This window comes from Devosia sp. T2-14 (assembly GCF_055397495.1).
On record NZ_AP027921.1, the window covers coordinates 1,680,347 to 1,705,195 of the forward strand.

General features: G+C 64.7%; 23 protein-coding genes. 12 read left to right on the top strand and 11 right to left on the bottom strand.

What is annotated here, in order from left to right:
- Positions 1-390 precede the first annotated feature (390 nt).
- From ACZ5WT_RS08315 to ACZ5WT_RS08330, 4 genes are read left to right on the top strand one after another with little or no spacing between them, the layout of a single operon-like run.
- Positions 391-1,113: a 3-oxoacid CoA-transferase subunit A gene (locus ACZ5WT_RS08315; protein WP_464286902.1), complete on the top strand. Its 723-nt coding sequence runs from the start codon at positions 391-393 to the stop codon at positions 1,111-1,113.
- The gene (locus tag ACZ5WT_RS08320) at positions 1,110-1,781 is read left to right on the top strand and encodes a 3-oxoacid CoA-transferase subunit B (protein WP_464286903.1); all 672 of its coding nucleotides are present in this window, start codon (positions 1,110-1,112) and stop codon (positions 1,779-1,781) included. Before ACZ5WT_RS08315 ends, ACZ5WT_RS08320 begins: the two co-directional genes overlap by 4 nt.
- Before the next feature lies 1 nt (position 1,782).
- Positions 1,783-2,985 carry a 3-oxoadipyl-CoA thiolase gene (gene pcaF, locus ACZ5WT_RS08325; protein ID WP_464286904.1) on the top strand — a complete coding sequence of 401 codons (1,203 nt, stop codon included), beginning with the start codon at positions 1,783-1,785 and terminating at the stop codon, positions 2,983-2,985.
- A gap of 9 nt (positions 2,986-2,994) precedes the next feature.
- Positions 2,995-4,041 (top strand): 3-carboxy-cis,cis-muconate cycloisomerase, encoded by a 1,047-nt coding sequence (locus ACZ5WT_RS08330; RefSeq protein ID WP_464286905.1) that lies wholly within the window; start codon positions 2,995-2,997, stop codon positions 4,039-4,041.
- A 4-nt stretch (positions 4,042-4,045) separates the two neighbouring features.
- On the opposite strand, the gene ACZ5WT_RS08335 is transcribed toward ACZ5WT_RS08330, so the two are convergent.
- From ACZ5WT_RS08335 to arsC, 3 genes are all read right to left on the bottom strand, one after another.
- Positions 4,046-5,071 (bottom strand): cation diffusion facilitator family transporter, encoded by a 1,026-nt coding sequence (locus ACZ5WT_RS08335; protein ID WP_464286906.1) that lies wholly within the window; start codon positions 5,069-5,071, stop codon positions 4,046-4,048.
- Between the two features lie 77 nt (positions 5,072-5,148).
- Positions 5,149-5,460 carry an ArsR/SmtB family transcription factor gene (locus ACZ5WT_RS08340; RefSeq protein WP_464286907.1) on the bottom strand — a complete coding sequence of 104 codons (312 nt, stop codon included), beginning with the start codon at positions 5,458-5,460 and terminating at the stop codon, positions 5,149-5,151.
- 65 nt (positions 5,461-5,525) lie between these two features.
- Entirely contained in the window at positions 5,526-5,948 is a 423-nt protein-coding gene (gene arsC / locus ACZ5WT_RS08345) for an arsenate reductase (glutaredoxin) (RefSeq protein WP_464286908.1), read from the bottom strand.
- 13 nt (positions 5,949-5,961) lie between these two features.
- Between arsC and ACZ5WT_RS08350 the strand changes: the two genes are divergently transcribed.
- Positions 5,962-6,951 carry an acrylyl-CoA reductase family protein gene (locus ACZ5WT_RS08350; RefSeq protein WP_464286909.1) on the top strand — a complete coding sequence of 330 codons (990 nt, stop codon included), beginning with the start codon at positions 5,962-5,964 and terminating at the stop codon, positions 6,949-6,951.
- A gap of 132 nt (positions 6,952-7,083) precedes the next feature.
- Here the strand turns inward: ACZ5WT_RS08350 and ACZ5WT_RS08355 are convergent, their stop codons facing one another.
- A complete protein-coding gene (locus tag ACZ5WT_RS08355) occupies positions 7,084-8,961 on the bottom strand; it encodes an ABC transporter ATP-binding protein (protein ID WP_464286910.1) in 1,878 nt (625 codons plus the stop codon).
- Positions 8,962-9,088: 127 nt separating this feature from the next.
- Here ACZ5WT_RS08355 and ACZ5WT_RS08360 point away from each other — a divergent pair, with 127 nt between their 5' ends.
- Positions 9,089-9,457, top strand: coding sequence for a VOC family protein (locus tag ACZ5WT_RS08360; RefSeq protein WP_464286911.1), 369 nt, complete (start codon positions 9,089-9,091; stop codon positions 9,455-9,457).
- Here the strand turns inward: ACZ5WT_RS08360 and ACZ5WT_RS08365 are convergent, their stop codons facing one another.
- From ACZ5WT_RS08365 to ilvA, 3 genes are all read right to left on the bottom strand, one after another.
- Entirely contained in the window at positions 9,458-10,156 is a 699-nt protein-coding gene (locus tag ACZ5WT_RS08365; protein WP_464287172.1) for a pyrimidine 5'-nucleotidase, read from the bottom strand.
- 125 nt (positions 10,157-10,281) lie between these two features.
- On the bottom strand, positions 10,282-11,511 hold the full coding sequence (locus tag ACZ5WT_RS08370; protein ID WP_464286912.1) for a hypothetical protein: 1,230 nt from the start codon (positions 11,509-11,511) through the stop codon (positions 10,282-10,284).
- A 188-nt stretch (positions 11,512-11,699) separates the two neighbouring features.
- A complete protein-coding gene (gene ilvA / locus ACZ5WT_RS08375; protein WP_464286913.1) occupies positions 11,700-13,223 on the bottom strand; it encodes a threonine ammonia-lyase, biosynthetic in 1,524 nt (507 codons plus the stop codon).
- A gap of 270 nt (positions 13,224-13,493) precedes the next feature.
- Here ilvA and ACZ5WT_RS08380 point away from each other — a divergent pair, with 270 nt between their 5' ends.
- Positions 13,494-14,981, top strand: a complete 1,488-nt coding sequence (locus ACZ5WT_RS08380; protein ID WP_464286914.1) for a DHA2 family efflux MFS transporter permease subunit — start codon at positions 13,494-13,496, stop codon at positions 14,979-14,981.
- 187 nt (positions 14,982-15,168) lie between these two features.
- On the opposite strand, the gene ACZ5WT_RS08385 is transcribed toward ACZ5WT_RS08380, so the two are convergent.
- Together ACZ5WT_RS08385 and argB are read right to left on the bottom strand one after the other, a co-directional pair.
- Positions 15,169-15,846, bottom strand: coding sequence for an outer membrane protein (locus tag ACZ5WT_RS08385; RefSeq protein ID WP_464286915.1), 678 nt, complete (start codon positions 15,844-15,846; stop codon positions 15,169-15,171).
- Positions 15,847-15,972: 126 nt separating this feature from the next.
- Entirely contained in the window at positions 15,973-16,875 is a 903-nt protein-coding gene (gene argB / locus ACZ5WT_RS08390; RefSeq protein WP_464286916.1) for an acetylglutamate kinase, read from the bottom strand.
- A 178-nt stretch (positions 16,876-17,053) separates the two neighbouring features.
- Here argB and ACZ5WT_RS08395 point away from each other — a divergent pair, with 178 nt between their 5' ends.
- The 5 genes from ACZ5WT_RS08395 (at position 17,054) to ACZ5WT_RS08415 (ending at position 20,674) form a co-directional block, all read left to right on the top strand.
- Positions 17,054-17,605: a sigma-70 family RNA polymerase sigma factor gene (locus ACZ5WT_RS08395; RefSeq protein WP_464286917.1), complete on the top strand. Its 552-nt coding sequence runs from the start codon at positions 17,054-17,056 to the stop codon at positions 17,603-17,605.
- Positions 17,602-18,324, top strand: coding sequence for an anti-sigma factor (locus tag ACZ5WT_RS08400; protein ID WP_464286918.1), 723 nt, complete (start codon positions 17,602-17,604; stop codon positions 18,322-18,324). Before ACZ5WT_RS08395 ends, ACZ5WT_RS08400 begins: the two co-directional genes overlap by 4 nt.
- Positions 18,325-18,674: 350 nt before the next feature.
- A complete protein-coding gene (locus ACZ5WT_RS08405) occupies positions 18,675-19,205 on the top strand; it encodes a fasciclin domain-containing protein (RefSeq protein ID WP_464287173.1) in 531 nt (176 codons plus the stop codon).
- 193 nt (positions 19,206-19,398) lie between these two features.
- Positions 19,399-19,887, top strand: a complete 489-nt coding sequence (gene msrB / locus ACZ5WT_RS08410; protein ID WP_464287174.1) for a peptide-methionine (R)-S-oxide reductase MsrB — start codon at positions 19,399-19,401, stop codon at positions 19,885-19,887.
- A gap of 79 nt (positions 19,888-19,966) precedes the next feature.
- Positions 19,967-20,674: a type 1 glutamine amidotransferase gene (locus ACZ5WT_RS08415; protein ID WP_464286919.1), complete on the top strand. Its 708-nt coding sequence runs from the start codon at positions 19,967-19,969 to the stop codon at positions 20,672-20,674.
- A gap of 75 nt (positions 20,675-20,749) precedes the next feature.
- Here the strand turns inward: ACZ5WT_RS08415 and ACZ5WT_RS08420 are convergent, their stop codons facing one another.
- Both ACZ5WT_RS08420 and ACZ5WT_RS08425 read right to left on the bottom strand, forming a co-directional pair.
- Positions 20,750-21,823 (bottom strand): ribonucleotide-diphosphate reductase subunit beta, encoded by a 1,074-nt coding sequence (locus tag ACZ5WT_RS08420; RefSeq protein WP_464286920.1) that lies wholly within the window; start codon positions 21,821-21,823, stop codon positions 20,750-20,752.
- Positions 21,824-21,915: 92 nt separating this feature from the next.
- Positions 21,916-24,777: a ribonucleoside-diphosphate reductase subunit alpha gene (locus ACZ5WT_RS08425; RefSeq protein ID WP_464286921.1), complete on the bottom strand. Its 2,862-nt coding sequence runs from the start codon at positions 24,775-24,777 to the stop codon at positions 21,916-21,918.
- Positions 24,778-24,849: the final 72 nt, after the last annotated feature.

The following is a 24,849-nucleotide window of genomic DNA, read 5'->3' on the forward strand; positions in this document are numbered from 1 at the left end:
CTCATGGTGAGGGTCGAGCCCCGGGCGAGCCTCGAACCACGAGGTGTGGTGCAGAACTCGCCTCCCCACAAGCGCTGCCCTCGGACTTGATCCGAGGGCCATTTGCCGCTTGTGCCGAGTTGAGGGTGGCCCGCGGATCAAGTCCGCGGGCAGCGCCGGTGGGTGTCGCAGATGTCCCGGCCTCCGCTCGCGCGACCTCGTGGTTCCACCTCACCATGAGGTCACTCTTCCATCCACCACCCTCTCCCGTCCAACCACTCCCACGCCGTTTTTGGGCGATATTCGAACAAAGAGCGCAAAACGCACAAAGTGTTTGCGGGGTGGGCGGGGGCTCGCTTATGTCGAGGGTAGGGCGCAGCGATTGTCAGTCTGGGCCAGGAAGGACCCGAGATGGACAAATCTGTCGTCGATCTGGCCAGCGCTGTTGCAGACGTCACGGACGGCATGACCGTCATGATTGGCGGCTTCGGCGGCTCCGGCGCGCCGATCGAACTCATTCACGCGCTGATCGACCGGTTCCGCGCCACCGGCAGCCCTAAGAATCTCACCATCATCAACAACAATGCCGGCAATGGCCGCATCGGGATCGCCGCGATGATCGATGTGGGCATGGTCGCCAAGATGATCTGCTCGTTCCCGCGCTCGGCCGATCCGCGCGCCTTTACCGAGAAATACCTGGCCGGCGAGATTGCGCTGGAACTGGTGCCGCAGGGCACGCTGGCCGAGCGCATCCGCGCGGGCGGCGCCGGCATCCCGGCCTTCTATACGCCCACCAGCTATGGCACCGACCTCGCCAAGGGCAAGCCGCAGGCCGAATTCGATGGCCGCATGTATGTGCAGGAGCGCTGGCTCAAGGCTGACGTCGCGATCATCAAGGCCGAGCTGGCCGACAAGCAGGGGAACCTGACCTATCGCATGGCGGCGCGCAATTTCTCGCCCCTGATGGCCGCGGCAGCAAAGCTCACCATCGTGCAGGCCACCAGCGTCGTCGAGGCGGGCGGGATCGACCCCGAACAGGTCATCACGCCGGGCCTGTTCGTCGATCGGGTCGTGGAAGTGGCGGATGCCCAACAGGAAGAGGCGCTGATGCGCGCCGGAGTGGCCTATTCATGAGTGACAAGCTTTCCAACGCCCAGATCGCCTGGCGCGCCGCGCAGGACATTCTCGACGGAGCCTATGTGAACCTGGGCATCGGCTTCCCTGAAATGGTCGCCAAATTCCAGCCACCGGGCCGGCAGGCGATTTTCCATACCGAAAACGGGCTGCTCAATTTCGGCGAGGCCCCGCCCGCAGGCGAGGAAGACTGGGACCTGATCAATGCCGGCAAGAAGGCCGTGACGCTCAAGCCCGGCGCGGCCGTGTTCCACCACGCCGACAGCTTTGCCATGGTGCGCGGCGGCCATCTCGATGTCGCGATCCTGGGCGCTTATGAAGTGGCCGAGAATGGCGACCTCGCCAATTGGAGCACCGGCCCCAAGGGCATCCCCGCTGTCGGCGGCGCGATGGACCTGGTGCACGGCGCCAAGCGCGTGGCGGTGATTACCGATCACGTCACCAAGGATGGCAAGCCCAAGCTGGTCAAGGCCTGCTCACTGCCGCTGACCGGCGTCGGCTGCGTGACCCGCGTCTATACCAGCCTTGCCGTCATCGACATCGAGAACCAGCGCTTCGTGCTGCGCGAGAAACTGCCCCATCTGAGCCTCGAGGCTTTGCAGGCGGTGACCGGCGCCGAACTGGTCATTGATGGCGACATTGGCGAACTCGTGGTTCCGGAGGTCTGACATGGCTGACGCTTTCATCTGCGCCTATAAGCGCACCCCCATCGGCCGTTTTGGCGGCGCGCTGTCCTCGGTTCGCCCGGACGACCTCGGCGCCATTCCACTGCGCGCGCTGATGGCGGATCATACTGGCGTCGATTGGGAAGCCGTCGACGACGTGATCTTTGGCAATGCCAATCAGGCTGGCGAAGATAATCGTAACGTCGCCCGCATGAGCGCACTTCTGGCTGGGTTGCCGGTCGGCGTCACGGGCACGACCATCAATCGCCTCTGCGGTTCGGGCATGGATGCGGTGATCGCGGCCGCCCGCGCCATCAAAGCGGGCGAGGCGGAGATCGTCATTGCGGGCGGCACGGAATCCATGTCGCGCGCGCCCTTCGTCATGCCCAAGGCCGAGACGGCCTTTTCGCGCAATGCCGAAATCTATGACACGACCATCGGCTGGCGTTTCGTCAACAAGCAGATGAAAGCGCTGCATGGCGTCGATTCCATGCCCGAGACCGGCGAGAATGTGGCGCAGGATTTCGGCGTGTCGCGCGAGGCGCAGGACGCCTTTGCCGTGCGCAGCCAGGACAAGGCCGTCGCCGCCCAGAACAATGGGCGTCTGGCCAGGGAAATCGTCGCGGTGACCATTCCGCAGAAAAAGGGGGATGCCGTCGTAGTCGACCGGGACGAGCATCCGCGCGCCGGCACCACACTGGAAACGCTGGGCAAGCTCAAGCCGCTCTTCCCCAATGGCACGGTGACCGCTGGCAACGCCTCGGGCGTTAACGACGGCGCGGCGGCGCTCATCATCGCCAGCGAAGCGGCTGCCAAGAAGTATGGCCTGACCCCGATCGCCCGCATACTGGGGGGAGCGACGGCAGGTGTGCCGCCGCGCATCATGGGCATGGGTCCGGCTCCGGCCAGCAAGAAGCTCTGCGAGCGCCTTGGCCTGAGCCCCGCTGATTTCGACGTGATCGAGCTCAACGAGGCCTTTGCCAGCCAGGGCATTGCCGTGCTGCGCGATCTGGGCATTGCCGAAGATGCCGCCCATGTGAACCCCAATGGCGGCGCGATTGCGCTGGGCCATCCGCTGGGGATGAGCGGCGCGCGCATCACTGGCACGGCGGCGCTGGAACTGACTTTGACCGGCAAGCGTCGCGCGCTCGCCACCATGTGCATTGGCGTCGGCCAGGGCATCGCCATCGCCCTTGAGCGCGTCTAGACTGCAGCCATGACCATGACCCGCCCCCTGCTCGATGCCCTTGTGGGCGATGAAGAGATCGAAACCCTGCTGGGCGATGCCGCCCAGCTTGCTGCTATGGTGCGCTTCGAGCGGGCCCTGGCCGAGGCGGAGGCCACCAGCGGCCTGATCAGCGCCGAGGCGGCGGCGGCGATTGCTGCCGGGCTCGCCGGCTTCGCGCCCGACTGGGACGACCTGGCGCGCGGGCTGGCCCGTGATGGCGTGGTGGTGCCGGCGCTGGTGGCGCAGATGCGGCGCGGCATTGCCGCCCCGCATGGCGCCGACCTGCATAAGGGGGCGACCAGCCAGGATGTGATCGACACAGCGCTGGTGCTGCAACTGAGCGCCATCGTGGCGGTCTACGAGGCGCGCCTGGAAGCGCTGCTCGATGGCTTCGATGCACTGGCTCAGGCGGCCGGTGCGCAGAAACTGATGGCCCATACCCGCATGCAGCAGGCGCTGCCCTTCACCGTCGCCGACAAGCTCGCGACCTGGGAGGTGCCCCTGCAGCGCGCCCTGCAGGAAATCCGCGCCAGCCGCAAGAGTCTGCTGGTGATCCAGCTTGGCGGGCCGGTGGGCGATCGCGCCAGCTTTGGCGGCATGGGCGAGGCGGTGGCGCGCGCGCTGGCGCAGCAGCTCGATCTGGGCCTGGCCGAGCCCTGGCATTCGGCGCGTGACCAGCTGGTGGGCTTTGCCTCGCTTCTCTCGCTGCTGACCGGCACGCTGGGCAAGTTTGGGGCCGACGTGGCGCTGATGGCGCAGAACGAAGTGGCCGATATTGCGCTGGCAGGCGGCGGTGGCTCGTCGGCCATGGCGCACAAGTCCAACCCGGTGAATGCCGAGGTGCTGGTGGCGCTGGCCCGCTACAATGCCGGGCTCGTCGGCACGCTGCACCAGGCGATGGTGCATGAAAACGAACGCTCGGGCGCGGCCTGGACGCTGGAATGGCTGACCCTGCCCGCCATGCTCAAGACCACCGGCGCGAGCCTGCGCCTGGCGCAGGCCCTGCTCGGGCAGATCAGCTTTCCGGTGAAGTAGACGTTCAGGGGATCGCGTCCGGGGCCAGGGCGCAGCTGCGCTTGTCCGGGTCCCAGGCGATTTCGATCGTCGAGTGAGAGATGCCATAGTCGCTGGCGAGGGCGGCTTTCACCGCCTCGGTGACGGCGGGGGCGTCTGCGCCGGGCAGGAGCGCGATCTCCAGCGTTGCCACCGGCTTGCCCGAGGTGATCGACCAGACATGCACGTGGCGCACGTCGCCCAGCCCCGGCACCTTGGCGACCAGCGCCTTGCTGAGGTCATCGACCACCACATTGCCGGGCGTGCCTTCCATCAGGATATGCAGCGAGCCGCGGAACAGCTTCCAGGCGCTGCGCAGCACCAGCAGCGAGACGAAGACCGACAGGATCGGATCGATCGGCATCCAGCCGGTGAACCAGATGGTGACGGCCGCAACGATAGCCCCGACCGAGCCAAGCAGGTCGCCCAGCACATGCACCATGGCGCCGCGGATGTTGACATGCTCCTTGTCCCCGCTCGACAGCACGAGGAACACCACCACGTTGACGACCAGGCCGAGGACCGCCACGATAAACATCGGACCGGCCAGCACTTCGTGCGGCGTGAAGAAGCGCTGGATGGCCTCGTAGAGGATCCACCCCACCAGCGCGAACAGCGTCACCGCATTGATCAGCCCGGCAATCACTTCGAGCCGCATATAGCCGAAGGTGCGCTGGTTGTCGGAGGCGCGGCGGCCGAAGCGGAAGGCCGACCAGGCCAGCAGCAGCGCCGCAGAGTCGGTGAGCATGTGGCCGGCATCGGCGATCAGCGCGAGCGATCCCGACAGGAACCCCGCCATCACTTCGGCCAGCATGAAGCCGCCGGTTAGCAGGAAGCCGATGAACACCACACGCTCGTTGGAGGCGCTGACGGTGGGGGCATGGCTGTGATCGTGCCCGGAATGATCGTGGTCATGGCCGCTGTGATCGTCGTGCTCATGATCGTGCTCGTGATCATGCTGGCCAGCATGGTCGTGCCCGGCGTGGCTGTGCTTGTCTGTGGGCGCGCCCATGCGATCTGCTCCGTTGGATTTAACATATGAATACATGTTCATATGTTTGCGTCAAGGAGAATGCGCCCGGCCCGGCGCTAGTGCTCGTCGTCGTGCTCGTCTTCCATCACGTGGTCCATCATATCGGCCAGCATGCGCGCGATATGGTCGTCGGCCGTCTGGTAGAACACCTGCTTGTTCTGCCGGGTTCCGCGCACAAGCCGCGCCCCGCGCAGCAGGCGCAGGTGATGGCTGACCAGCGAGGGCGAGGCATTGGTGGCCTTGGCGATATCGCCCACGGCAATCGGCTCGCCGAGGCACGCCAGCAGAACGCGCAGCCGGGTCGGATCGCCCAGCAGACGATAGGTTTCGGCAATCACGGCAATCTGGGTGTCACTGGGAGCGGTCACGGCGGGAACTCACGGGGCTTGCTGGCACAAACAAGTAAGGCGCTTTGTGCCGGGGCGCCAGCGCACTAGCGCAGGCGACGCCCCGTGGCGTCGATCACCACTTCCCCGTCGGACTTGGTGAAGGGGATACCCAGAGCCTCGGGCAGGATATCGAGCAGCACTTCGGATGGGCGGCAGAGCCGCACGCCATGGGGTGTTTCCACCAGCGGCCGGTTGATCAGGATCGGATGCGCCAGCATGGCATCGAGCAATTGATCGTCGCTCAAGGCCGGGTCGTCGAGGCCCAGCTGGGCATAGGGCGTGTCTTTCTCGCGGATCGCCTGGCGGACGCTGAGCCCGGCCCGCGCGATCAGATCGACGAGCCGGTCACGGCCGGGTGGCGTCTCCAGATAGAGGATGACTTCGGGTTCGATCCCCGCGCCGCGGATCATCGCCAACGTGTTGCGCGAGGTGCCGCAATCGGGGTTATGGTAGATGGTGACGGCCATGGGAGGACCTCAGATGAATTTTCGTGCACTTGTCACCGAGCGGGATGGCGAAGGCAAGGTATCGTCCTCGGTGCAGCTGCTCGACGAGGCGAGCTTGCCCGAGGGCAATGTCACAGTCGACATCGAATGGGCGGGGCTCAACTACAAGGATGGCCTGTGCCTGACCGGTGGCGGCGGGCTGGTGCGCGCCTATCCCCACATCGCCGGGATCGATTTTGCCGGGCGCGTGCGCGAGAGCGCCGATGGCCGCTATGCCGCCGGAGACAAGGTGGTGCTGACCGGCTGGCGCGTCGGAGAGACCCATTGGGGCGGCTATGCCGAGCGCGCCCGCGTCAATGCCGATTGGCTGGTGCCGCTGGCGCCGGGCCTCACCACCCGCGACGCCATGGTGGTGGGCACGGCCGGGCTCACGGCCATGCTGGCCATCAACCGGCTGGAAGCGGCGGGCCTGCCTGCCGATGCCGGCGAGGTGCTGGTCACCGGTGCGGCGGGCGGCGTCGGCTCCATCGCCACGGCGCTGCTGGCCAAGCTCGGCTACCAGGTGGCGGCTTTATCGGGGCGCCCTCCGCATGGCGAGGCCCTGCGGGCGCTGGGCGCCGCCAGCATCATCGACCGCAACGAATTCCTGAGCCAGCCTGACAAGCCGCTGGAATCGGCCCGCTGGGCCGGGGCCATAGACAGCGTCGGCGGCAAGGTGCTGGGCAAGCTGCTCAAGCAGGTCAAATATGGCGGCGCCGTCGCCAGCCTCGGCAATGCCGGGGGCATCGCGCTCGAAACCAATGTGCTGCCCTTCATCTTGCGCGGCATCAGCCTGATCGGCATCGACAGCGTCATGCAACCCTACCCGACGCGCGTTGCCGCCTGGCAGCGCATCGCCGCGACGCTGGACCTGGGGGCCTATGGCGGGCTGGTGCGCGAGATCGGGCTGGAAGAGCTGCCGGCCGCCGCGGCGGAGATTTTGGCGGGCGAGGTGAAGGGCAGGGTGCTGGTAAAGGTGGGGTGAGACCGCGACCCCCACCTAACCTCCCCCTGGCAGGGGGAGGGACTAATCGCGTTCCAGACGCGATCTAGCAACACCCACAGCGCTGTTCCTCCCCCTTCAGGGGGAGGCTAGGTGGGGGGCTTCCCCCCTTCCTCACCGATACCCCGCCGCCTGCAATTCAAACAGTTCGGCATAGCGGCCGCGCTTGGCGACCAGGTCTTCGTGTGAGCCGGATTCCAGGATTTCCCCGTTTTCCAGCACCAGGATGCGGTCGGCCATGCGCACGGTCGAGAAGCGGTGCGAGATGATGACGGCCGATTTCCCATGCGCGAGGCTCTTGAAGCGCGAGAACACTTCGGCTTCCGCCTTGGCGTCGAGGGCGGCCGTGGGTTCGTCGAGGATGATGAGGTCGGCGTCGCGCATATAGGCGCGGGCGATGGCGACCTTCTGCCATTCGCCGCCGCTGAGATCGCGCCCCTGCTTGAACAGGCGCCCCAGCTGCTGGTCATAGCCCTTGGGCAGCTTGGCGATCACCGCATCGGCCAGGCTGCGCTCGGCGGCGTCGGCAATGCGGTTCATGTCGTCCTGGTCGCTGATCCGGCCGACCCCGATATTCTCGCGGGCGGTGAGGCTGTAGCGGATGAAATCCTGGAAGATCACGCCGATATGGGCGTGAATGTCGGCCACGCTGAATTCCTTGAGGTCGATACCATCGATGGTGATGCGGCCCTCGTCGGGGTCATAGAGCCGGGTCAGGAGCTTCACGATCGTGGTCTTGCCCGCGCCATTCTCGCCCACCAGCGCCAGCGTCTCGCCGGCATGCAGCGTGAAGCTCAGGTGGCGGATTGCCCAGCCTTCGGTATCGGGATAGCGGAAGCCGACATTCTCGAAGGTGATACCCCTCTGGATCGGCTGCGGAAACGGCTTGGGATGGGCGGGTGAGAGGATGGTCGGCTCGATCTCGAAGAAGCTGAACAGGTCGTCGAGATACATCGATTGTCCGGCAATCTGGGTGAAGCCGAGTAGGATCTTCTGGAACAGCCCATTGAGCCGCAGGAACGACCCCGACAGGAAGGCCAGGTCGCCAATGGTGAAGGCGCCGGTAATGGTGCGCCAGACGATGAAGCCATAGGCGCCGTAATAGGTCAGCGTCGAAATCGACGAGAACAGCGCGCCCCATGCGGCGCGCCGGGTCGAGAGCGCGCGGTTTTCGAGGAAAATGGTTTGCGCCAGCGTGCGGAAGCGGTTGACCAGGAAGTCGCCGAGCCCGAACAGCTTGAGCTCCTTGGCGGTCTCGGCGCTGGCCCCGATATAGCGGATATATTCGAGCTCGCGGCGCTCGGGCGTGCGCCAGCGGCTCATGAAATAGGCCAGCGTATTGAAGCGCGTTTCGCCCCAGATGGCGGGCACGAAACTCAGCGGCAGCAGCAGGATCAGCCATGGCGCATAGACGAACAGGCCCGCCGCCAGCGTTACCACGGTGATGATGTCCTGCGCCTGGCCGAACATCTGGCTGAGCAGCGCATTGCGCCCGGCGGCCTGTCGGCGCGCCCGCTCCAGCCGGTCCTGATATTCGGCGGATTCGAAATGCATGAGGTCGAGCCGGGCGGCATGCACCATCAGCTCGACGCTGACCTGGTTGGAATGCAGTTCCGACAGCACGGAATCGACCAGCCCGGTGGCCCGGGCGAGCAGGTCCGAGGCGATCACCAGCGCCAGTTCGACTGCCAGCAGCGTCAGGATGGTGCTAAGCGCGCCGCTGCTCCACCAGTCGCCAAAGCTGGGGCCCGGCGCAGGGCTGCTGCTGAGCCGCACCACTTCGTCGATGATCAGCTTGCCCACATAGAGTGCCGCGATCGGCTGCACCGATGCGACGAGGCGCAGGCCGATGCTGGCCGCAGTCAGCCATTTACTGGTGCGCCATATCTGCGCCACCAGCCGTCCGAGATGGCCCAGATTTTCAAGGCGTTCGCGGAAGGTGGGGGCTTTGTCGGGAGTGGGGGGTGGGCGGCGCCCGGGAAGGTCGGTCATGGCCGAACTATATCCGCGCCCTTGGCCGGCGGAAATAGCATTGCGTCGGCGCGCTCACCTGTCGGACGTCCTTGAACCAAGCGCCGGGCCCGGCGTTGCAATGGGATCAGCAAGAGGAGCTCAAACCATGCTTAGGGACAAGGACTCGGCGGCCATCGTGGCGGTCAGGGATATCGGGCGCGCCCGCGACTTTTACGCCAATACGCTCGGGCTCGAATTGACCAATGACAACGGCGACGTGCTGGAATTCCGCACCGGCAAGAGCGGGCTGGTGGTCTATGTGTCCGACTTTGCCGGCACCAATCAGGCCAATGCCGTGGTCTGGGGCGTCGGCAGCGAGATCGGCGATATCGTCGCCGACCTCAAGAGCAAGGGTGTGACCTTCGAGCACTATGACGGCATGGAACGCGATGGCGACATGCACGTGGCCGGTGACTTCAGGATGGTCTGGTTCAAGGACCCAGATGGCAACATCCTGCACCTCAACAACATGTAGTCAGGGGCGCTTGAGCAGGAAACTCGCCAGGTTGTCGGTGACGTGGTGCACATGGGGGCCCGCGGTGCGGTCCAGTTCCCAGGTTTCCACCTGGTCGTGCGCATAGTCTTCGCCGGCCACAACCTGCACGGTCGCCATGCCGATATCGTGCGGCACGACGAGGTTCTTTTCGAGGTCGTCGAACATCACCGCGCGGGTCGGGTCGATCCCGTATTGGCTGAGGAACCCGTCATAGGCCTGCTTGTGCGGCTTGGGCACATAGGTCATGGCGCGGATATCATGCACATGCTCGAACAGGTCATCGCCGCCCAGCCGCCGCAAGACGGCGCGGGCATGGCCGGTATCGCCATTGGTCAGGATGAACTTGCGGCCGGGTAGCGCGCGGATCGCATCGACCAGGGCGGGATGCGGATCGACGGGCGCATAGTCGATGGCATGCACGGTATTGAGGAAATGGTCGGGATCGATGCTGTGGCGCTGCATCAGCCCGTTCAGCGTGGTGCCGTAATCGCGATAGTAGGTTTTCTGCAGGCTGCGGGCCGCGTCGAAATCCAGCTGCGTCACGTCCATCATGTAGCTGGTGATCAGCTTGTCGATCTGGGCGAACAGGTTGCAGCTGCGCGGATAGAGCGTGTTGTCGAGATCGAACACCCAATCGGTGATGTGATCGAGACTGCGCGAAGCGGGAGTAAGCGTAATGGTCATGCCGTCCACTATGCCGGAAAAAGGCGGCAATTGCACGGGGGATGGGTGGGATCACCCATGATGCCGCACCCCGATCGGTCCCCTCCCCGCACGGGGGAGGGAGCCGAGTGGTAGTGTGGTTACTGTGCGGCGTTGTTGGCTTCGACGCCAAAGCCGAGCGCGGTGATCAGGCCGGCCGGGTTGGCGGCCGCGGCCATCAGCACCAGCAGCGAAGTCGGGGAGGGCGGCGCCACCTTGACTTCGAGGCTCTTGGGATCGTCGAGGAAAGCCGAAACCGGCGGCACGACGATGTCGGTCAGCGCCGGAATGCCGGTTTCCGCCAGCATGGCTGGCAGCATCGCCTTGAGGCCTTCCACGAACGCGGCGCGCTCGGCGCCCGACTGCGCGGCGTAGAAGTCCAGCAGCTTGCCGGCGAGCGAGGCGTCGTCATAGCGCACCGAAGCCGACACGATCGACACGCCCTGCATCAGGGCCATGCCGCTCATCATCTGGGCCTGGGCCTGCTCTTCGGTCATTTCCGCATCGCCCATCTGCGCCTGCATGGCATAGAGCTGGTCGAGCACGGTCGTGGTGAGACCGGTCAGGTCGGCCTTGATGTTCAGCATGCCGACATCGGCAAAGTCGAACGAGAACTCGCCCATGGTCAGGCGCCCGTCGGCGGTCGACCAGTCGACGCTGGCATAGATGTTGCCGTTGATCGTAGTCAGGCCAAGCGCCTCGATCACTTCGGCGGCAGCGGGGTCTTCCTCGCCAACGCTGCTGAGGTCGGCGGTGATGCCGTTGACCGCGAAGCCCGAGCTCATGCTGGCCAGTTCGATCGTGGCGAATTCAGGCAGGAAATCGCTGCCCGCTTCGATCGACTCGATGGAGAACAGCTCGACACCGTCGCGCGTGACCGAGACCGGACCGGTGCTGAAGCTCTCGTAGAGCTGCGCCAGGCCAACGGCCGAGACCGGATTGCCGGCCGGCAGGTAGAGGCCGTCAACGCGGATGTCGCTGATGGTGATGTGGCCGACCGGATCGCTCTCGAAATCGGTGTCGATATCGGGGATGGTGACGCTGTCGGCGGTGTAACTGCCATCAGCGTTTTCCACCACGCCGGAGAAGGTGACCTCGGTGTCAAACACCATCGGCTCGTCGGGCGTGAAGCTGACCTGGCCACCGGCCACGGTGATGGTGTCGCCATTGAGCGTCGCCGGGCCGAACTGGAAGTCGTAGCCGGCGGTCTTGTAGACCTCGGTGAAGCGGTCAACGAAGGCCTGCGCGTCGAGCGCCATGGCTGGGCCCATCAGGGCGGCGGTTGCCACGCTGCTCAGCAGCACGGCGCGGGCAGTCATTGAGGTCCTCATGGTCATCTCCGGCATTACAGTTTTATTGGTTCGGGGGTCGGCGCGTTCAACAGTAGAACCGTCGCGGGCCACTGGCAGATGGGCCCTTGAGCGTTGAATTGCAATAGATTCCGGCCAGATCGCGGCGGGTGCGCTATATTGTCGGTTTATTACAACATAACGCTGACAGCGGTTTTGCGCGTGCTGGCCTAGCTGCGGTCGTGGTCGAGAAACTGGCGATAGGCGGGGTTCTCGGTCTCTTCCCAATAGGGAAAACCGATGGCATCGATATGGGCGATGAAATCGGCCCGCGTCGCCGCCGGAACCTGGATGCCCACCAGCACGCGGCCATAATCGGCACCATGGTTGCGATAGTGGAACAGCGAGATGTTCCACTCGTCCTTGAGCCCTTCGAGGAATTTGAGCAGGGCCCCGGGCCGTTCCGGGAACTGGAAGCGATAGACCGCCTCGTCCTCGAGGTCGGCGACCCGCCCGCCCACCATGTGGCGGACATGCAGCTTGGCCACTTCATTGTCGGTGAGGTCGATCACCCCAAGCCCGTTCTGGGTGAGGTGGGCGATGATTTCCTGCTTTTCCGCGTCGCCGCGCGACAGCTTGATACCGACAAAGATCTTGGCGCTGGCGCCATGGGCGTAACGGTAGTTGAACTCGGTGATCGAGCGCTGACCGAGCAGGCGGATGAAGGCCCGGTAGCTGCCCGGCCGCTCGGGAATCTCGACGCACAGCAGCGCTTCGGCCCGCTCGCCGATCTCGGCCCGCTCGGCCACGTAGCGCAGCCGGTCGAAATTGACATTGGCGCCCGAATTGATGGCGATCAGCGCGCCCCGCGGGGCGACCCCATCCTCGACCTGGCGGCGCAGCCCGGCCAGTGCCAATGCGCCCGCCGGTTCGGCAATGGCGCGCATATTGTCGAAAATGTCCTTGATGGCGGCGCAGATTTCGTCGGCCGATACGGTGACGATATCGTCGAGCAGGTCGCGGCACAGCCTAAAGGTCTCGTCGCCCACCTGACGTACAGCCACGCCATCGGCAAACAGGCCCACCTGGTCCAGCGCCACCGGGCGCCCGGCGGCGATGGCCGCCTTCATGCTGGCGGCTTCCTCCGGTTCGACGCCGATCACCCGGATTTCGGGCCGCAGGAATTTGACGAAGGCGGCGATGCCCGCGGCCAGCCCGCCCCCGCCCACCGGCACATAGATGGCCCCGATCTCGCCAGGATGCTGACGCAGCAATTCCATGCCGATCGTGCCCTGCCCGGCGATCACGTCGGGATCGTCGAACGGATGCACCACCACATAGCCGTGCTTTTCGGCCAGCTCGGCCGCATGGGCGCGCGCGGCATCGAACCCGTCCCCAAACAGCACGACTTCGCCACCCAGCCGGCGCACTGCGCCCACCTTGATGACCGGGGTCGTGGTCGGCATGACGATGATCGAGCGGATGCCCAGCCGCGTCGCCGACAGCGCCACGCCCTGCGCGTGGTTGCCGGCCGAGGCGCAGATGACGCCGCGCGCCCGCTCTTCGGCGCTCAGATGGGCGATGCGGTTATGCGCGCCGCGGATCTTGAACGAGAATACCGGCTGCATATCCTCGCGCTTGAGCAGCACGTCGGCGCCCAGCCGGGCCGAGAGCAGCTCCATCTTTTCCAGCGGGGTTTCCTCGGCGGCTTCGTAGACCGATGAGGTGAGGATGCGGCGGATATAGTCCAGCATTGTTGTGCTCCGGCGTTTGCAGGGAGCAACGCCGTGGCGGCGATTTTGTCAACAGCTGGCGGCTGTTGTCTCCAAAATCCGCATGGCAGTTCTACCCATTCAGGCGATTGATCCCTGCCATGGGGAGCGCATAGTCGCCCGTCGATTTTCGCGCCGCCGTCAACGAAATGCCCGATCTCGCCACCATACTGACAGGACTTGTCGAAAGTTCGCGGTGTGATGCTGGCAGAGCCGCAGCGCGCTTGATCGCCTTACCGCAAGGAACGTCCCATGTCTGATACTCACAACCCCGGGGCGCAGGCGGCGCCCGATCCGCGCCGGTGGCTGGCGCTGGTCATCCTGCTCATCGCCAATTTCATGAACCTGATCGACGTGACCATCGTCAATGTCGCGCTGCCTTCGATGCGCGAGAGCCTGGGCGCGACCGACAGCCAGATCGAATGGGTCATCGCGGCCTATATCCTGGCCTTCGCGCTGGGCCTGCTGCCCTTCGGGCGCCTTGGCGACATCCTGGGCCGCACCACGCTCTTTCTCTGGGGCGTTGCTGGGTTCACCATGGCCTCGGCGCTGTGCGGCATGGCGCCCAATATCGAATTCCTCATCATCGCCCGCGTCATCCAGGGGCTGTGCGGGGCCATGATGACGCCGCAGGTGCTGGCCATTGCCACGGTCACTTTCCCGCCCCATGAGCGCGGCCAGGCCTTTTCGCTGTTCGGCCTGTCGGCGGGGCTGGCCTCGGTCTGCGGCCCCATTCTGGGTGGCGTGCTGATCTCGGCCAATCTGTTCGGGCTCGACTGGCAACCCATTTTCCTCGTCAATATCCCGATCGGCATCGCGGCCGTGGTGGCCGGCTGGTTCCTCATTCCGCGCCTGCCCGGCCATGCGGCCCTGCAGAACGACTATGTCGGCATTGTCCTCTTCGGGCTCGGCATTCTGGCGCTGGTGTTCCCCATCGTCGAAGGACGGGCCTATGGCTGGCCGTTCTGGGCCTTCGCGATGATCGGGGCCGGCGTGGTGCTGCTGGCGCTGTTCGTGCTGTGGACACGCGCTCGCGCCGCCGCCGGCAAGCCGCAGCTGCTCAACTTCGACCTCATCACCAATCGCCAGTTCATGTTTGGCGCCTTCGTTACGACCGTGTTCGCCTCGGGCATTCCGGGCATGTTCATGGTGATTTCCCTGCTGCTGCAGGGCGGCTTTGATTTCACGCCGCTGGAATCGGGCCTGACCAATACGCCATTCTCGGTGGGCGTATTGGTCGCCTCGCTGATCGCCGGACGCTTCGGCGCCAGCTACCTGCGCGGCCGACTGGCCCTCTCCGGGGCGCTGCTGGTCATCGGCATCGGCTGGCTGCATTTCTATATTGCCGGGGTCACCGACAGCATCGACCACTGGGCTTTCCTCGTACCGCTGCTGATCGCCGGTGTCGGGCTGGGCCTGGGCTTTTCCTCGCTGTTCCAGCTGGTGCTGGCCAATGTGCCGCCGCGCGATGCCGGTGCCGGTTCGGGCGCCCTGCAAGCCTTCCAGCAGGTGGGTGGCGCGCTGGGCGTCGCCATTATCGGGGAGATCTTCTTCACCAATCTGGGCAATGGCTTTGCCGCCGGATCGAGCCAGCATGCGGCCTTTGCCGGGGCATCGAGCCTGGCGCTCTGGTATGTGGTGGCCAGCTTCAGCCTGGTCCTGCTGCTGTCGCCCTTCTTCAAGGGCCCGCGCGGGCAGGGCCGCGATACCCAGGCCCGGCCGGTGTTCGTCGAGGCATGAGCTCCCCCCACCTAACCCTCCCCCTGAAGGGCGAGGGACTGATCACGGACGGGCGCGCGATCCTGCCAAATACTCAAACTGTTCCTCCCCCTACCAGGGGGAGGTTAGGTGGGGGTACTGCGCACTCAGTCGACCCAAACAAAAAGGCCGCCCACCGGGCGGCCTTAAATCATCAGATGCGGTCGGCTTAGAACTTCCAGGCCAGACCGGCGCGAACCACCGAGCTGCTGGGTTCGCTGGTGCCGCCGCCGGGCACGTTGTTGACGCCATAATGGGTCCAGGTCGCGTTGAGGCGGGCCATCAGGTTCTCGGTGACCATCATGTCGACGCCCAGGCCCAGCTGGAAGCCGCCAGCGGTGAAGGTCGTGCTGGTGCCGCCGCGGCTCGGGCTCAGGTCGAACTGGCCCCAGGTATAGCCGACGGTGCCATAGGCCAGCACATTGCTGGCGATCGGGTAGCCCAGCGTGGCGCGGACGGCGGTATCCCACTTCAGCGCGCCGTAGTTCTTGCGGCCGTCGAATTCGAACTGGGTGGCGACATTGTTCACTTCGGCATCGACGCCGAGCACCAGCCAGTCGTTCATCTGGTAGCGATAACCGGCAAACAGGCCGGCATTGCCGCCAATGTCGCCAATCAGCTGCTCGCCGTTCAGGATACCCGGAGCGATTTCGTGGCTCTTCATCGCCACGAGGCTCCCCTGCGCACCCACATAGAAACCGTCCCAGGCCGAATAGCTGGCCTGGTAGGACTGGTTGGTGACCGTGGGCAGGACCATGATGGTCTCGACCTGCTGGGCCTGAGCAGCGGCGACGGAAGCCACGAGGGCGGCGCCAGCAAGGGCGGCAAGCTTGATTTCGGTACGCATGGAATAACCCCCGGATATAATTTGACTGAAATTGCCACGACCCGATGGCAGGGCCTATGCCAATTGGGCCACACCCCACGGAAAAGCCGTGAGATGTGTCAGGTGGTTAGCAAAGGATGAACGCGATCAGCGGACGATCAGCGTGCCCGCGCCAAATTCGGTGAACAGTTCCACCAGCACGACGTGAGGCATCTTGCCGTTAAGGATCACCACGCCTTCAACGCCGTTATCCAGCGCTTCCAGGCACGTCTCGACCTTGGGAATCATGCCGCCCGAAATGGTGCCGTCGGCAATCAGTTCCTTGGCCTGGGCGACGCTCAGCTCGGGGATCAGCTTGCCATTCTTGTCGAGCACGCCGGGCACGTCGGTCAGGAACAGCAGGCGCTTGGCGCCCAGCGAACCGGCAATGGCGCCGGCAAAGGTATCGGCATTGATATTGTAGGTATTGCCGTCACGGCCCGGGGCAACCGGGGCGATGACCGGAATCATTTCCGAACGGGCAAGCAGGTCGAGCAGGGTGCGGTCGACTTCGACCGGCTCGCCGACAAAGCCCAGATCGAGCACGCGCTCGATGTTGGAGCCGGGGTCCTTGACCTTCTTTTCGGCCTTCCGGGCGAAGACCATGTTGCCGTCCTTGCCGCACAAGCCAATGGCCCATTCGCCTTCGGCGTTGATCAGCGCGACGATTTCCTTGTTGATCGAGCCGGCGAGAACCATCTCGACGACTTCCATCGTCCGGGCGTCGGTGACGCGCAGGCCACCCTCGAACTTGGATTCGATTCCCAGATTCTTCAGCATCGAGGCGATCTGCGGACCGCCGCCATGCACCACGATCGGGTTGACCTTGGACTGCTTGAGCAGGGCGATGTCGCGGGCAAAGGCCTGGCCGAGCGTCGCGTCGCCCATGGCATGGCCGCCATACTTGACCACTACGGTCTTGCCCTCATAGCGCTGCATATAGGGCAGGGCCTGGGCGAGGATGCCGGCATCATGGCTGAAGCGGTCGGTCGATGAAGTCTGATCGGTCATGGACGGACCCATTCTGTTGGCAACGGCACAAAAAGACGCCAACGGGTCTAGAACATCAATGCAGAAAGGAAAAGACGGTTCTGCGCCATTTGCGCAGTGATCCATATTGCTTTCTGATACGTTCCGACTTGGACCGGTCAAAGGTGGACTGCCAGCGCTTCGAGAGGCACCAGGGTTCATGACGATAACCACGCCGTCGCAGGATATTGCCGACCTGATCGCGCGCTGCGCCCTGCGCGACCGCATGGCCTTCCGCACCCTCTATGAACGCACCAGCGCGAAACTCTTCGGGGTGACGCTGCGTATCTTGAAGGACCGCTCGGAAGCGGAAGAGGCGATACAGGAAATCTACGTGAAGGTCTGGCAGCGTGCGGATCGCTATGTGGCCGGAAACACCAGTCCGATCAGTTGGTTGGTCGCCGTGGCGCGCAACCATTCGCTCGACATCCTGCGCGCCCGCCGCCCGGCCTCTGCCGATATCGACGTGGCGCTCGAAATTCCCGACAGCGGCCCGACCCCCGAGCGGGCGGCCGAGGACAGTCAGGAGCGCGGGCGGATCGACCAGTGCCTCGATACGCTCGAGCCCGAGCGGGCCGATGCGGTGCGGGGCGCCTATCTGGATGGCTATAGCTATGAAGAGCTGGCCAACCGCTACGCCGTGCCGTTGAATACGATGCGAACCTGGCTGCGGCGGAGCCTGATCAAGTTGAAGGATTGTCTGACGTCATGAGCAGCGACCGCGACACCGGCGAGGGACGAGACGGGCGCAATGCGCTTGTGGCCGAGTATGTGCTGGGCCTGCTTTCGGGCGCCGAGCACGAGCGCGTCGGCCGGCTGATCGAGGACAGTGCCGAGCTGCAGCGCGAGCGCGATTTTTGGGTCCAGCGTTTTGCCAGTCTCAATGAGGGCTATGCGGAAACCCCGGTTCCCACCCATCTCTATGCCGCCATCGAGGCGCGGGCCTTTGGCGACGTCGCGCGCGACAAGCCCTTGCAATCGCTATGGAATAACCTGGCGGTCTGGCGCGGTATAGCGGCGGCCGCGCTGGCGGTGGCCGTGGTGGCGGTCGGTTTCAACCTGCTCCAGCCTGCGCCGACTGTTGGCACGCTGACCACCCAACTGGTGGCCGCGCTCGAAGAGGAGGGGAGCGATGTCAAGTTCGTGGCCCTTTATGACAGCGCCACCGGCATGGTGCGGCTGACCGCGCTGTCGGGAGCCCCGGTGCCTGACAAGGATTTCGAACTCTGGGCCATCCAGGGCGATAAACCGCCCATGTCGATGGGCGTCATCCCGGCCAATTCCCGCAGCGAGGTGGGCATGTCGGCCGAAATCGCCAAGGGTTGGGGTGAGGGCTCGGTGCTGGCGATCACCCTGGAACAGGCCGGCGGCTCTCCCGATGGCAACCCGCATGGCCCCATCGTCGCCAAGGGCGCCGTCACCAAGATCTAGCAAGAAATCGCCGGATTTCTTGCGATCGGCTGACACTCAGAAGTCTTCAGTGTCACCCCACCCACCGATGCCGCCCGCGGACTTGATCCGCGGGCCTTTCGGCGCTTTGCGGGGGTGAGAGGGGCCCGCGGATCAAGTCCGCGGGCAGCGCCGGTGGTTTTTCGATGAATTTGCTGAAGCAGCACGACCGTGCTGCATGCTTGCAGATTTCTTCCAGATTTCTTGCGATGAGCTGAAACTTCGCTTCTCGCCCTTCCGTATCTCTCCATGTCCCGGCCCACCAAGGGAACGAAACACAGGAAGGACTGAATCAAATGACCCTCTCTCTTCGCGCTCTCTCCGTCGCCGCCATGCTGACCGTTGCCTCCATCGGCGGGGCCATGGCCCAGGACAATCCGATGGTCGGCGGCGCTGCCATGTTCGCCGACAAGAACATTGTCGAGAATGCCGTCAACTCGGCTGACCACACGACCCTGGTCGCTGCGGTCAAGGCGGCGGGCCTGGTCGAGACGCTGTCGGGCCCCGGTCCGTTCACCGTGCTGGCCCCGGTCAATGCGGCGTTTGATGCGCTGCCCGCCGGCACCGTCGACACGCTGCTCAAGCCCGAGAACAAGGAAAAGCTCTCCACGATCCTGGCCTGCCACGTGATCCCGGCCAAGGCGCTGTCGACCGACATCGCCAGCATGGTCAAGGCTGATGGCGGCGAGCATGTCGTTGATACGGTGGGCGGCTGCAAGCTGACCCTCAAGGATGTCGACGGCAAGATCACCGTCACCGACGAAAACGGCACCGTCGCCAATGTCACCATTCCCGACGTAATCCAGTCCAATGGCGTGATCCATGTGATCGACGCCGTGCTGACCCCCAAGTCGGCCATGTAGTGCGCCATCAGGGTGCCGCTTCGGCGGCGCCCTGAGAGGGGACGTGCCCCGCATGCCCCCTCACCATAACTTGACGTGTCATCGCCCCGCCCGTGGACGTAATGTGACCGTCAAATCGCCCCGCGCCGCTGCCCGCTTTCCCTCCCGCGCAGCGGGCGCGGGGCAACTACCGAAGGGAAGAGAAATGACCACTATCGATCGCCGTCGTTTGCTTCTTGGTGGCACTGCCATCTTCGCCCTGACCGGCCTTGGCGTGCTGCGCCCCGCCTCCATTGCGCTGGCCGCCGAAGGCGATTTCCCGTTCAAGCTGACCGACGACGAATGGAAGGCCCGGCTCGACGCCGCTGCCTATGACGTGCTGCGCCACGAGGGCACCGAGCGCGCCTTCACCTCGCCGCTCAATGACGAGCACCGCGCCGGGATCTTCCACTGCGCCGGCTGCGATCAGGCGCTGTTCGACGCCGCGACCAAGTTCGACAGCGGCACCGGCTGGCCGAGCTTTTATACCTTCATCGAAGGGGCCATCGGCACCTCGGTGGATACCAGCCTGTTCATGGAGCGCACCGAGGTGCACTGCACCAATTGCGGCGGCCACCAGGGGCATGTGTTCGACGACGGCCCCGCGCCCACCGGCTTGCGCTACTGCATCAATGGGGTGGCGCTGAAATTCGTGCCAGCCTGAACCGGCATGCGAAAATAACAGCGCCGGAATGCGGCCGGGCCTGTTGTGGGGACCCGGCCCCGCCGTTATTGCTGACCCCATGAAACTCACGATTTTGCAGACCGGCGAAGTGCCGGAACCCTTGCGGGCGCGCTTCGGCCCCTACCGCAAGATGTTCGAGACCATGTTCGATTCAACCGGGCCCGGTTTTACCTACGAAATGGTCGCGGTTTCCGATGGCGAGGCGCTGCCCGATCCGGCAACGCTTGAGGGCGTTGTCATCACCGGCTCGCCCGCAGGCGTCTATGAGGATCACTTCTGGCTCGATCCGCTGCGCGCCTTCATCCGCAGCGCCTATGGCCACAAGACCCCGATGCTGGGCGTGTGCTTTGGTCACCAGATCATGGCCGATGCGCTGGGCGGCGATGTGCGCAAGTCCGAAAAGGGCTGGGGGCTCGGCCGCCACACCTACACGGTCAAGTCTCGTCCGGCCTTCATGCAGTCGGCGCCTGCCGCGCTCAATGTCGCCTGTTCGCACCAGGACCAGGTGATCACCGCTCCGCCCGATGCCGAGGTGATCCTGGGCTCGGACTTCACCCCCAATGCCGGGCTGGCCTATCGCAATGGTGCGGCGCTGAGCTTCCAGCCGCATCCCGAATTTGCCGATGACTACACGCTGGCGCTGGCCGAGATGCGGCGCGGCAAGGCGCCGGACCCAGTGGTGGAGACGGCGCTGGCCTCGGTGGCGACCAGGTCGGACAGCGCCGATGTGGCCGGATATATTTCGCAGTATTTCCGGTCGCGCTAGGCGCTTCGCGGAGCTCCAGGCCCTTGCTCCCTCCCCTCAAAGGGGGAGGGAGGCGTTGGCGCCCAATACGGTGGGCTAGTCCCAGCTGAGCGCGCCGCCGTTCTGGTATTCGATGACGCGGGTTTCGAAGAAGTTCTTTTCCTTCTTGAGATCCATCGCCTCGCTCATCCAGGGGAAGGGGTTCTCGGTTTCGGCATAGACCGGGGCCAGGCCCAGCTGGGCGCAGCGGCGGTTGGCGATGAAGTGCATGTATTGCTCGCACAGCGCCGCATTGAGCCCGAGGAAACCCCGCGGCATCGTATCGCGGCCATAGGCGGCTTCCAGTTCTGCGGCGGTGCGGATCATGCCGCGCACCTCTTCCTGAAATTCAGGGATCCAGACATGGGGGTTCTCGGCCTTGATCTGGTTGATCACGTCGATGCCGAAGTTGAGGTGGATGCTCTCGTCGCGCAGGATGTACTGATACTGCTCGGCAATCCCCACCATCTTGTTGCGGCGGCCCAGCGAAAGGATCTGCGCGAAGCCGGTATAGAACCACATGCCCTCGAAGATGACGTAGAAGGCCACGAGGTCCCGCACGAAGGCGCGGTCGGTTTCGGGCGTGCCGGTGGTGAAATCGGGATCATCCAGATGCTGGGTGAAGTTGAGCGCCCAGGCCGCCTTGTCGGTAATGGACGGCACTTCGCGATACATGTTGAAGAGCTCGCCCTCGTCGAGCCCGAGCGACTCCACGATGTACTGGAACGTGTGGGTATGCACCGCCTCTTCGAAGGCCTGACGCAGCAGATATTGCCGGCATTCCGGATTGGTCAGGTGGCGGTAGATGGCCAGCACGATATTGTTGGCGACAAGACTCTCTGAGGCGGCAAAGAAGCCCAGATTGCGCTTGAGCGTGTGGCGCTCGTCATCGGTCAACCCGTCCTTGCTCTTCCACAGGGCGATATCGGCCTGCATCGAGACTTCGGTGGGCATCCAGTGGTTGTTGCAGCCGTTGAGGTATTTTTCCCAGGCCCATTTGTACTTGAGCGGCAGCAGCTGGTTCACGTCGGCGCGGCAATTGATCATCGCCTTGTCGTCAACGGAGACGCGGCCGCCAGTGGGATCGATGCGGGCGGGGTTGGGCTGGTTGGTGGTCCATTCGAGGGACATTTGGGGGTTCCTGATTGTTGCGAGCGGCATGTCGCCGGGAATACGGAGCTGCACCTCCCCCGCGAGGGGGAGGGAGACGACTGAGGGCGCGGTTACTGGCAGGCTTCGCAGTCGGGATCGTCGATAAGGCAGGCGGGGCCGTCGATGACGGGCATGATCAGCCCGGTGCGGACAGGCGCTGCGACGGGCGGAGCGGTGATGACCGGTGCGGTGACGGCCACGGCATTGAGCTTGCCGTCGGTGCCCTTGAGGGTGGATTTTTCCACATGGGTGGCCGAGCGCGAGCGCAGGTAATAGGTGGTCTTGAGGCCCGCCTTCCACGCCGAGCGATAGAGCGCATCCAGTGCCTTGCCCGAGGGATTGGCGAGGTAGAGGTTGAGCGACTGCGCCTGGTCGATCCACTTCTGGCGGCGTGAGGCGGCGGCGATCAGCCAGCTCGCATCCAGCTCGAAGGCGGTGGCGTAGATGGCCTTGAGGTCGGCCGGCACGCGGTCAATCTGGCCGACCGAGCCGTCGAAATATTTGAGGTCGGAGATCATCACCTCGTCCCACAGCCCCCGCGCCTTGAGATCGCGCACCAGCTGGGCGTTCACCACGGTGAAGTCGCCGCTCATGTTCGATTTCACATAGAGGTTCTGGTAGCCCGGCTCGATCGACTGGCTGACGCCGCAGATGTTGGAAATGGTCGCGGTGGGCGCGATGGCCATGGTGTTGGAATTGCGCATGCCGACGGTTTTGACGCGGTGGCGCAGGGTCTCCCAGTCGAGGCGCTGGCTGCGGTCGATATTGATCTCGCTGCGGGTCTGCGCCAGCAGTTCCAGGCTATCGATGGGAAGGATGCCCTGGCTCCACAGCGAGCCCTCAAAGCTGGCATAGGCGCCGCGTTCTTCGGCCAGATCGGCCGAAGCTGAAATGGCAAAGTAGCTGATGGCTTCCATCGAGCTATCGGCAAAGGCGACGGCTGCGTCGGAGGCATAGGCAATGCCCTGCGCCTGCAGCGCATCGGCAAAGCCCATCAGGCCCAGCCCCACCGGGCGGTGACGCAGATTGGACCTGCGGGCCTCGGGGATGGTGTAGAAATTGATGTCGACCACATTGTCCAGCATGCGCATGGCGACGTCGACGCTGCGCTTGAGCAGGACCAGATTGAGGCCGTTGGCACCGATATGGGCGAGCAGGTTGATCGAGCCGAGATTGCAGACGGCGACCTCGTCCTTGGAGGTATTGAGCGTGATCTCGGTGCAGAGATTTGACGAGTGGACGACGCCGATGTGCTGCTGCGGCGAGCGGATGTTGCAGGGATCCTTGAAGGTGATCCAGGGATGGCCGGTCTCGAATAGCATGGTCAGCATCTTGCGCCAGAGATCGAGCGCCTTGACGGTGCGGGAGACCTTGAGCTGGCCGGCGGCGGCCTTCGCTTCATAGGCCTCGTATGCGCTTTTGAAGGCGGGGCCGTAGAGATCGTGCAGGTCGGGCGTTTCATCGGGCGAGAACAGGGTCCAGTCGCCGCCCGCCTCGACGCGCTCCATGAACAGGTCCGGCACCCAATTGGCGGTGTTCATGTCATGGGTGCGGCGGCGGTCGTCGCCGGTATTCTTGCGCAGATCGAGGAATTCCTCGATGTCGACATGCCAGGTTTCGAGATACGCGCAGACCGCGCCCTTGCGCTTGCCGCCCTGGTTGACCGCGATGGCGGTGTCATTGGCAACCTTGAGGAAGGGCACGACGCCCTGGCTCTCGCCATTGGTGCCCTTGATATGGGCGCCCAGGCCCCGCACCGGCGTCCAGTCATTGCCCAGGCCGCCGGAATATTTGGCGAGCAGGGCATTGTCCTTGATCGACTTGAAGATGCCGTCGAGATCGTCGGCGACGGTGGTCAGGAAGCAGGAGCTGAGCTGCGGGCGCAGCGTGCCGGCATTGAACAGGGTCGGGGTCGAGGCCATGAAATGGAAGCTCGACAGCAGGTCGTAGAATTCGATGGTGCGGGCCTCGCGGTCGATCTCGCGGATGGCCAGGCCCATGGCGACGCGCATGAAGAAGGCCTGCGGCAGCTCGAAGACCTGCCGTTCGACATGCAGGAAATAGCGGTCGTAGAGGGTCTGCAGGCCCAGATACTGGAACTGCATGTCGCGCTCGGGCTTGATGGCGGCGGCGATGCGCTTGACGTCGAAGCGGGCGAGCTCGGGGTCGATCAGCTCATGTTCGATACCGCGCTGGAGGTAGGCCGGGAAATAGTCGGCATAGCGGGTTTCCATGTCCGCCTGGGTCGCCATGTCGGGGCGGCCGGAGACGAAGGTGAGGGCTTCGCGGCGCAGCTTGTCGAGCAGCAGGCGGGCAGACACCAGGGCGTAATTGGGCTCGGTTTCCACCAGCGTGCGGGCGGCGAGGATCGGGGCCAGCGCCAGCTCGTCGAGCGAAATGCCGTCATAGAGATTGCGGCGGGTCTCGGCGAGGATGGTCTGCGGCGACGTGCCCTCGAGGCCGGCGCAGGCTTCCGCGACCACGGTGGCGAGGCGGGCTTCATCGAGCGGGGCGAGGCGGCCATCGGCCAACGTCATGCGCAGGGCGGAGGCCACGGCCACCGGCGCTGTGGTGGCGGCGCGGGCGCGGGCGCGGTCTTCGCGATAGAGCACATAGGCGCGGGCGACCTTCTGGTGCTCGCCGCGCATCAGCGCCAGCTCCACCTGATCCTGCACGTCCTCGATGTGGAAGACCCGGCCGTCCTTGGCGCGGCGGGTGAGGGCGGTGGCGACCTCGTCGCTGAGCCGGGCGACGGTCTCATGCACGCGGCGCGAGGCGGAGGCCTCGTGTCCCTCGACGGCAAGGAAAGCCTTGGTCAGCGCCACGGCGATCTTGGCGGGATCGAAGGGCACGATGCCGCCATTGCGCTTGAGGATGGAATAGCCGGGCTCGGCTGATGCGGATTGGGATGGAAAGGCTGTGATCTGCGACATTGGACCCCCGTAGGTGGATGGCGGGGGCAACAGGGCGCGCAGAGGCATGACCAGACGGCCAAGCGGCGACGC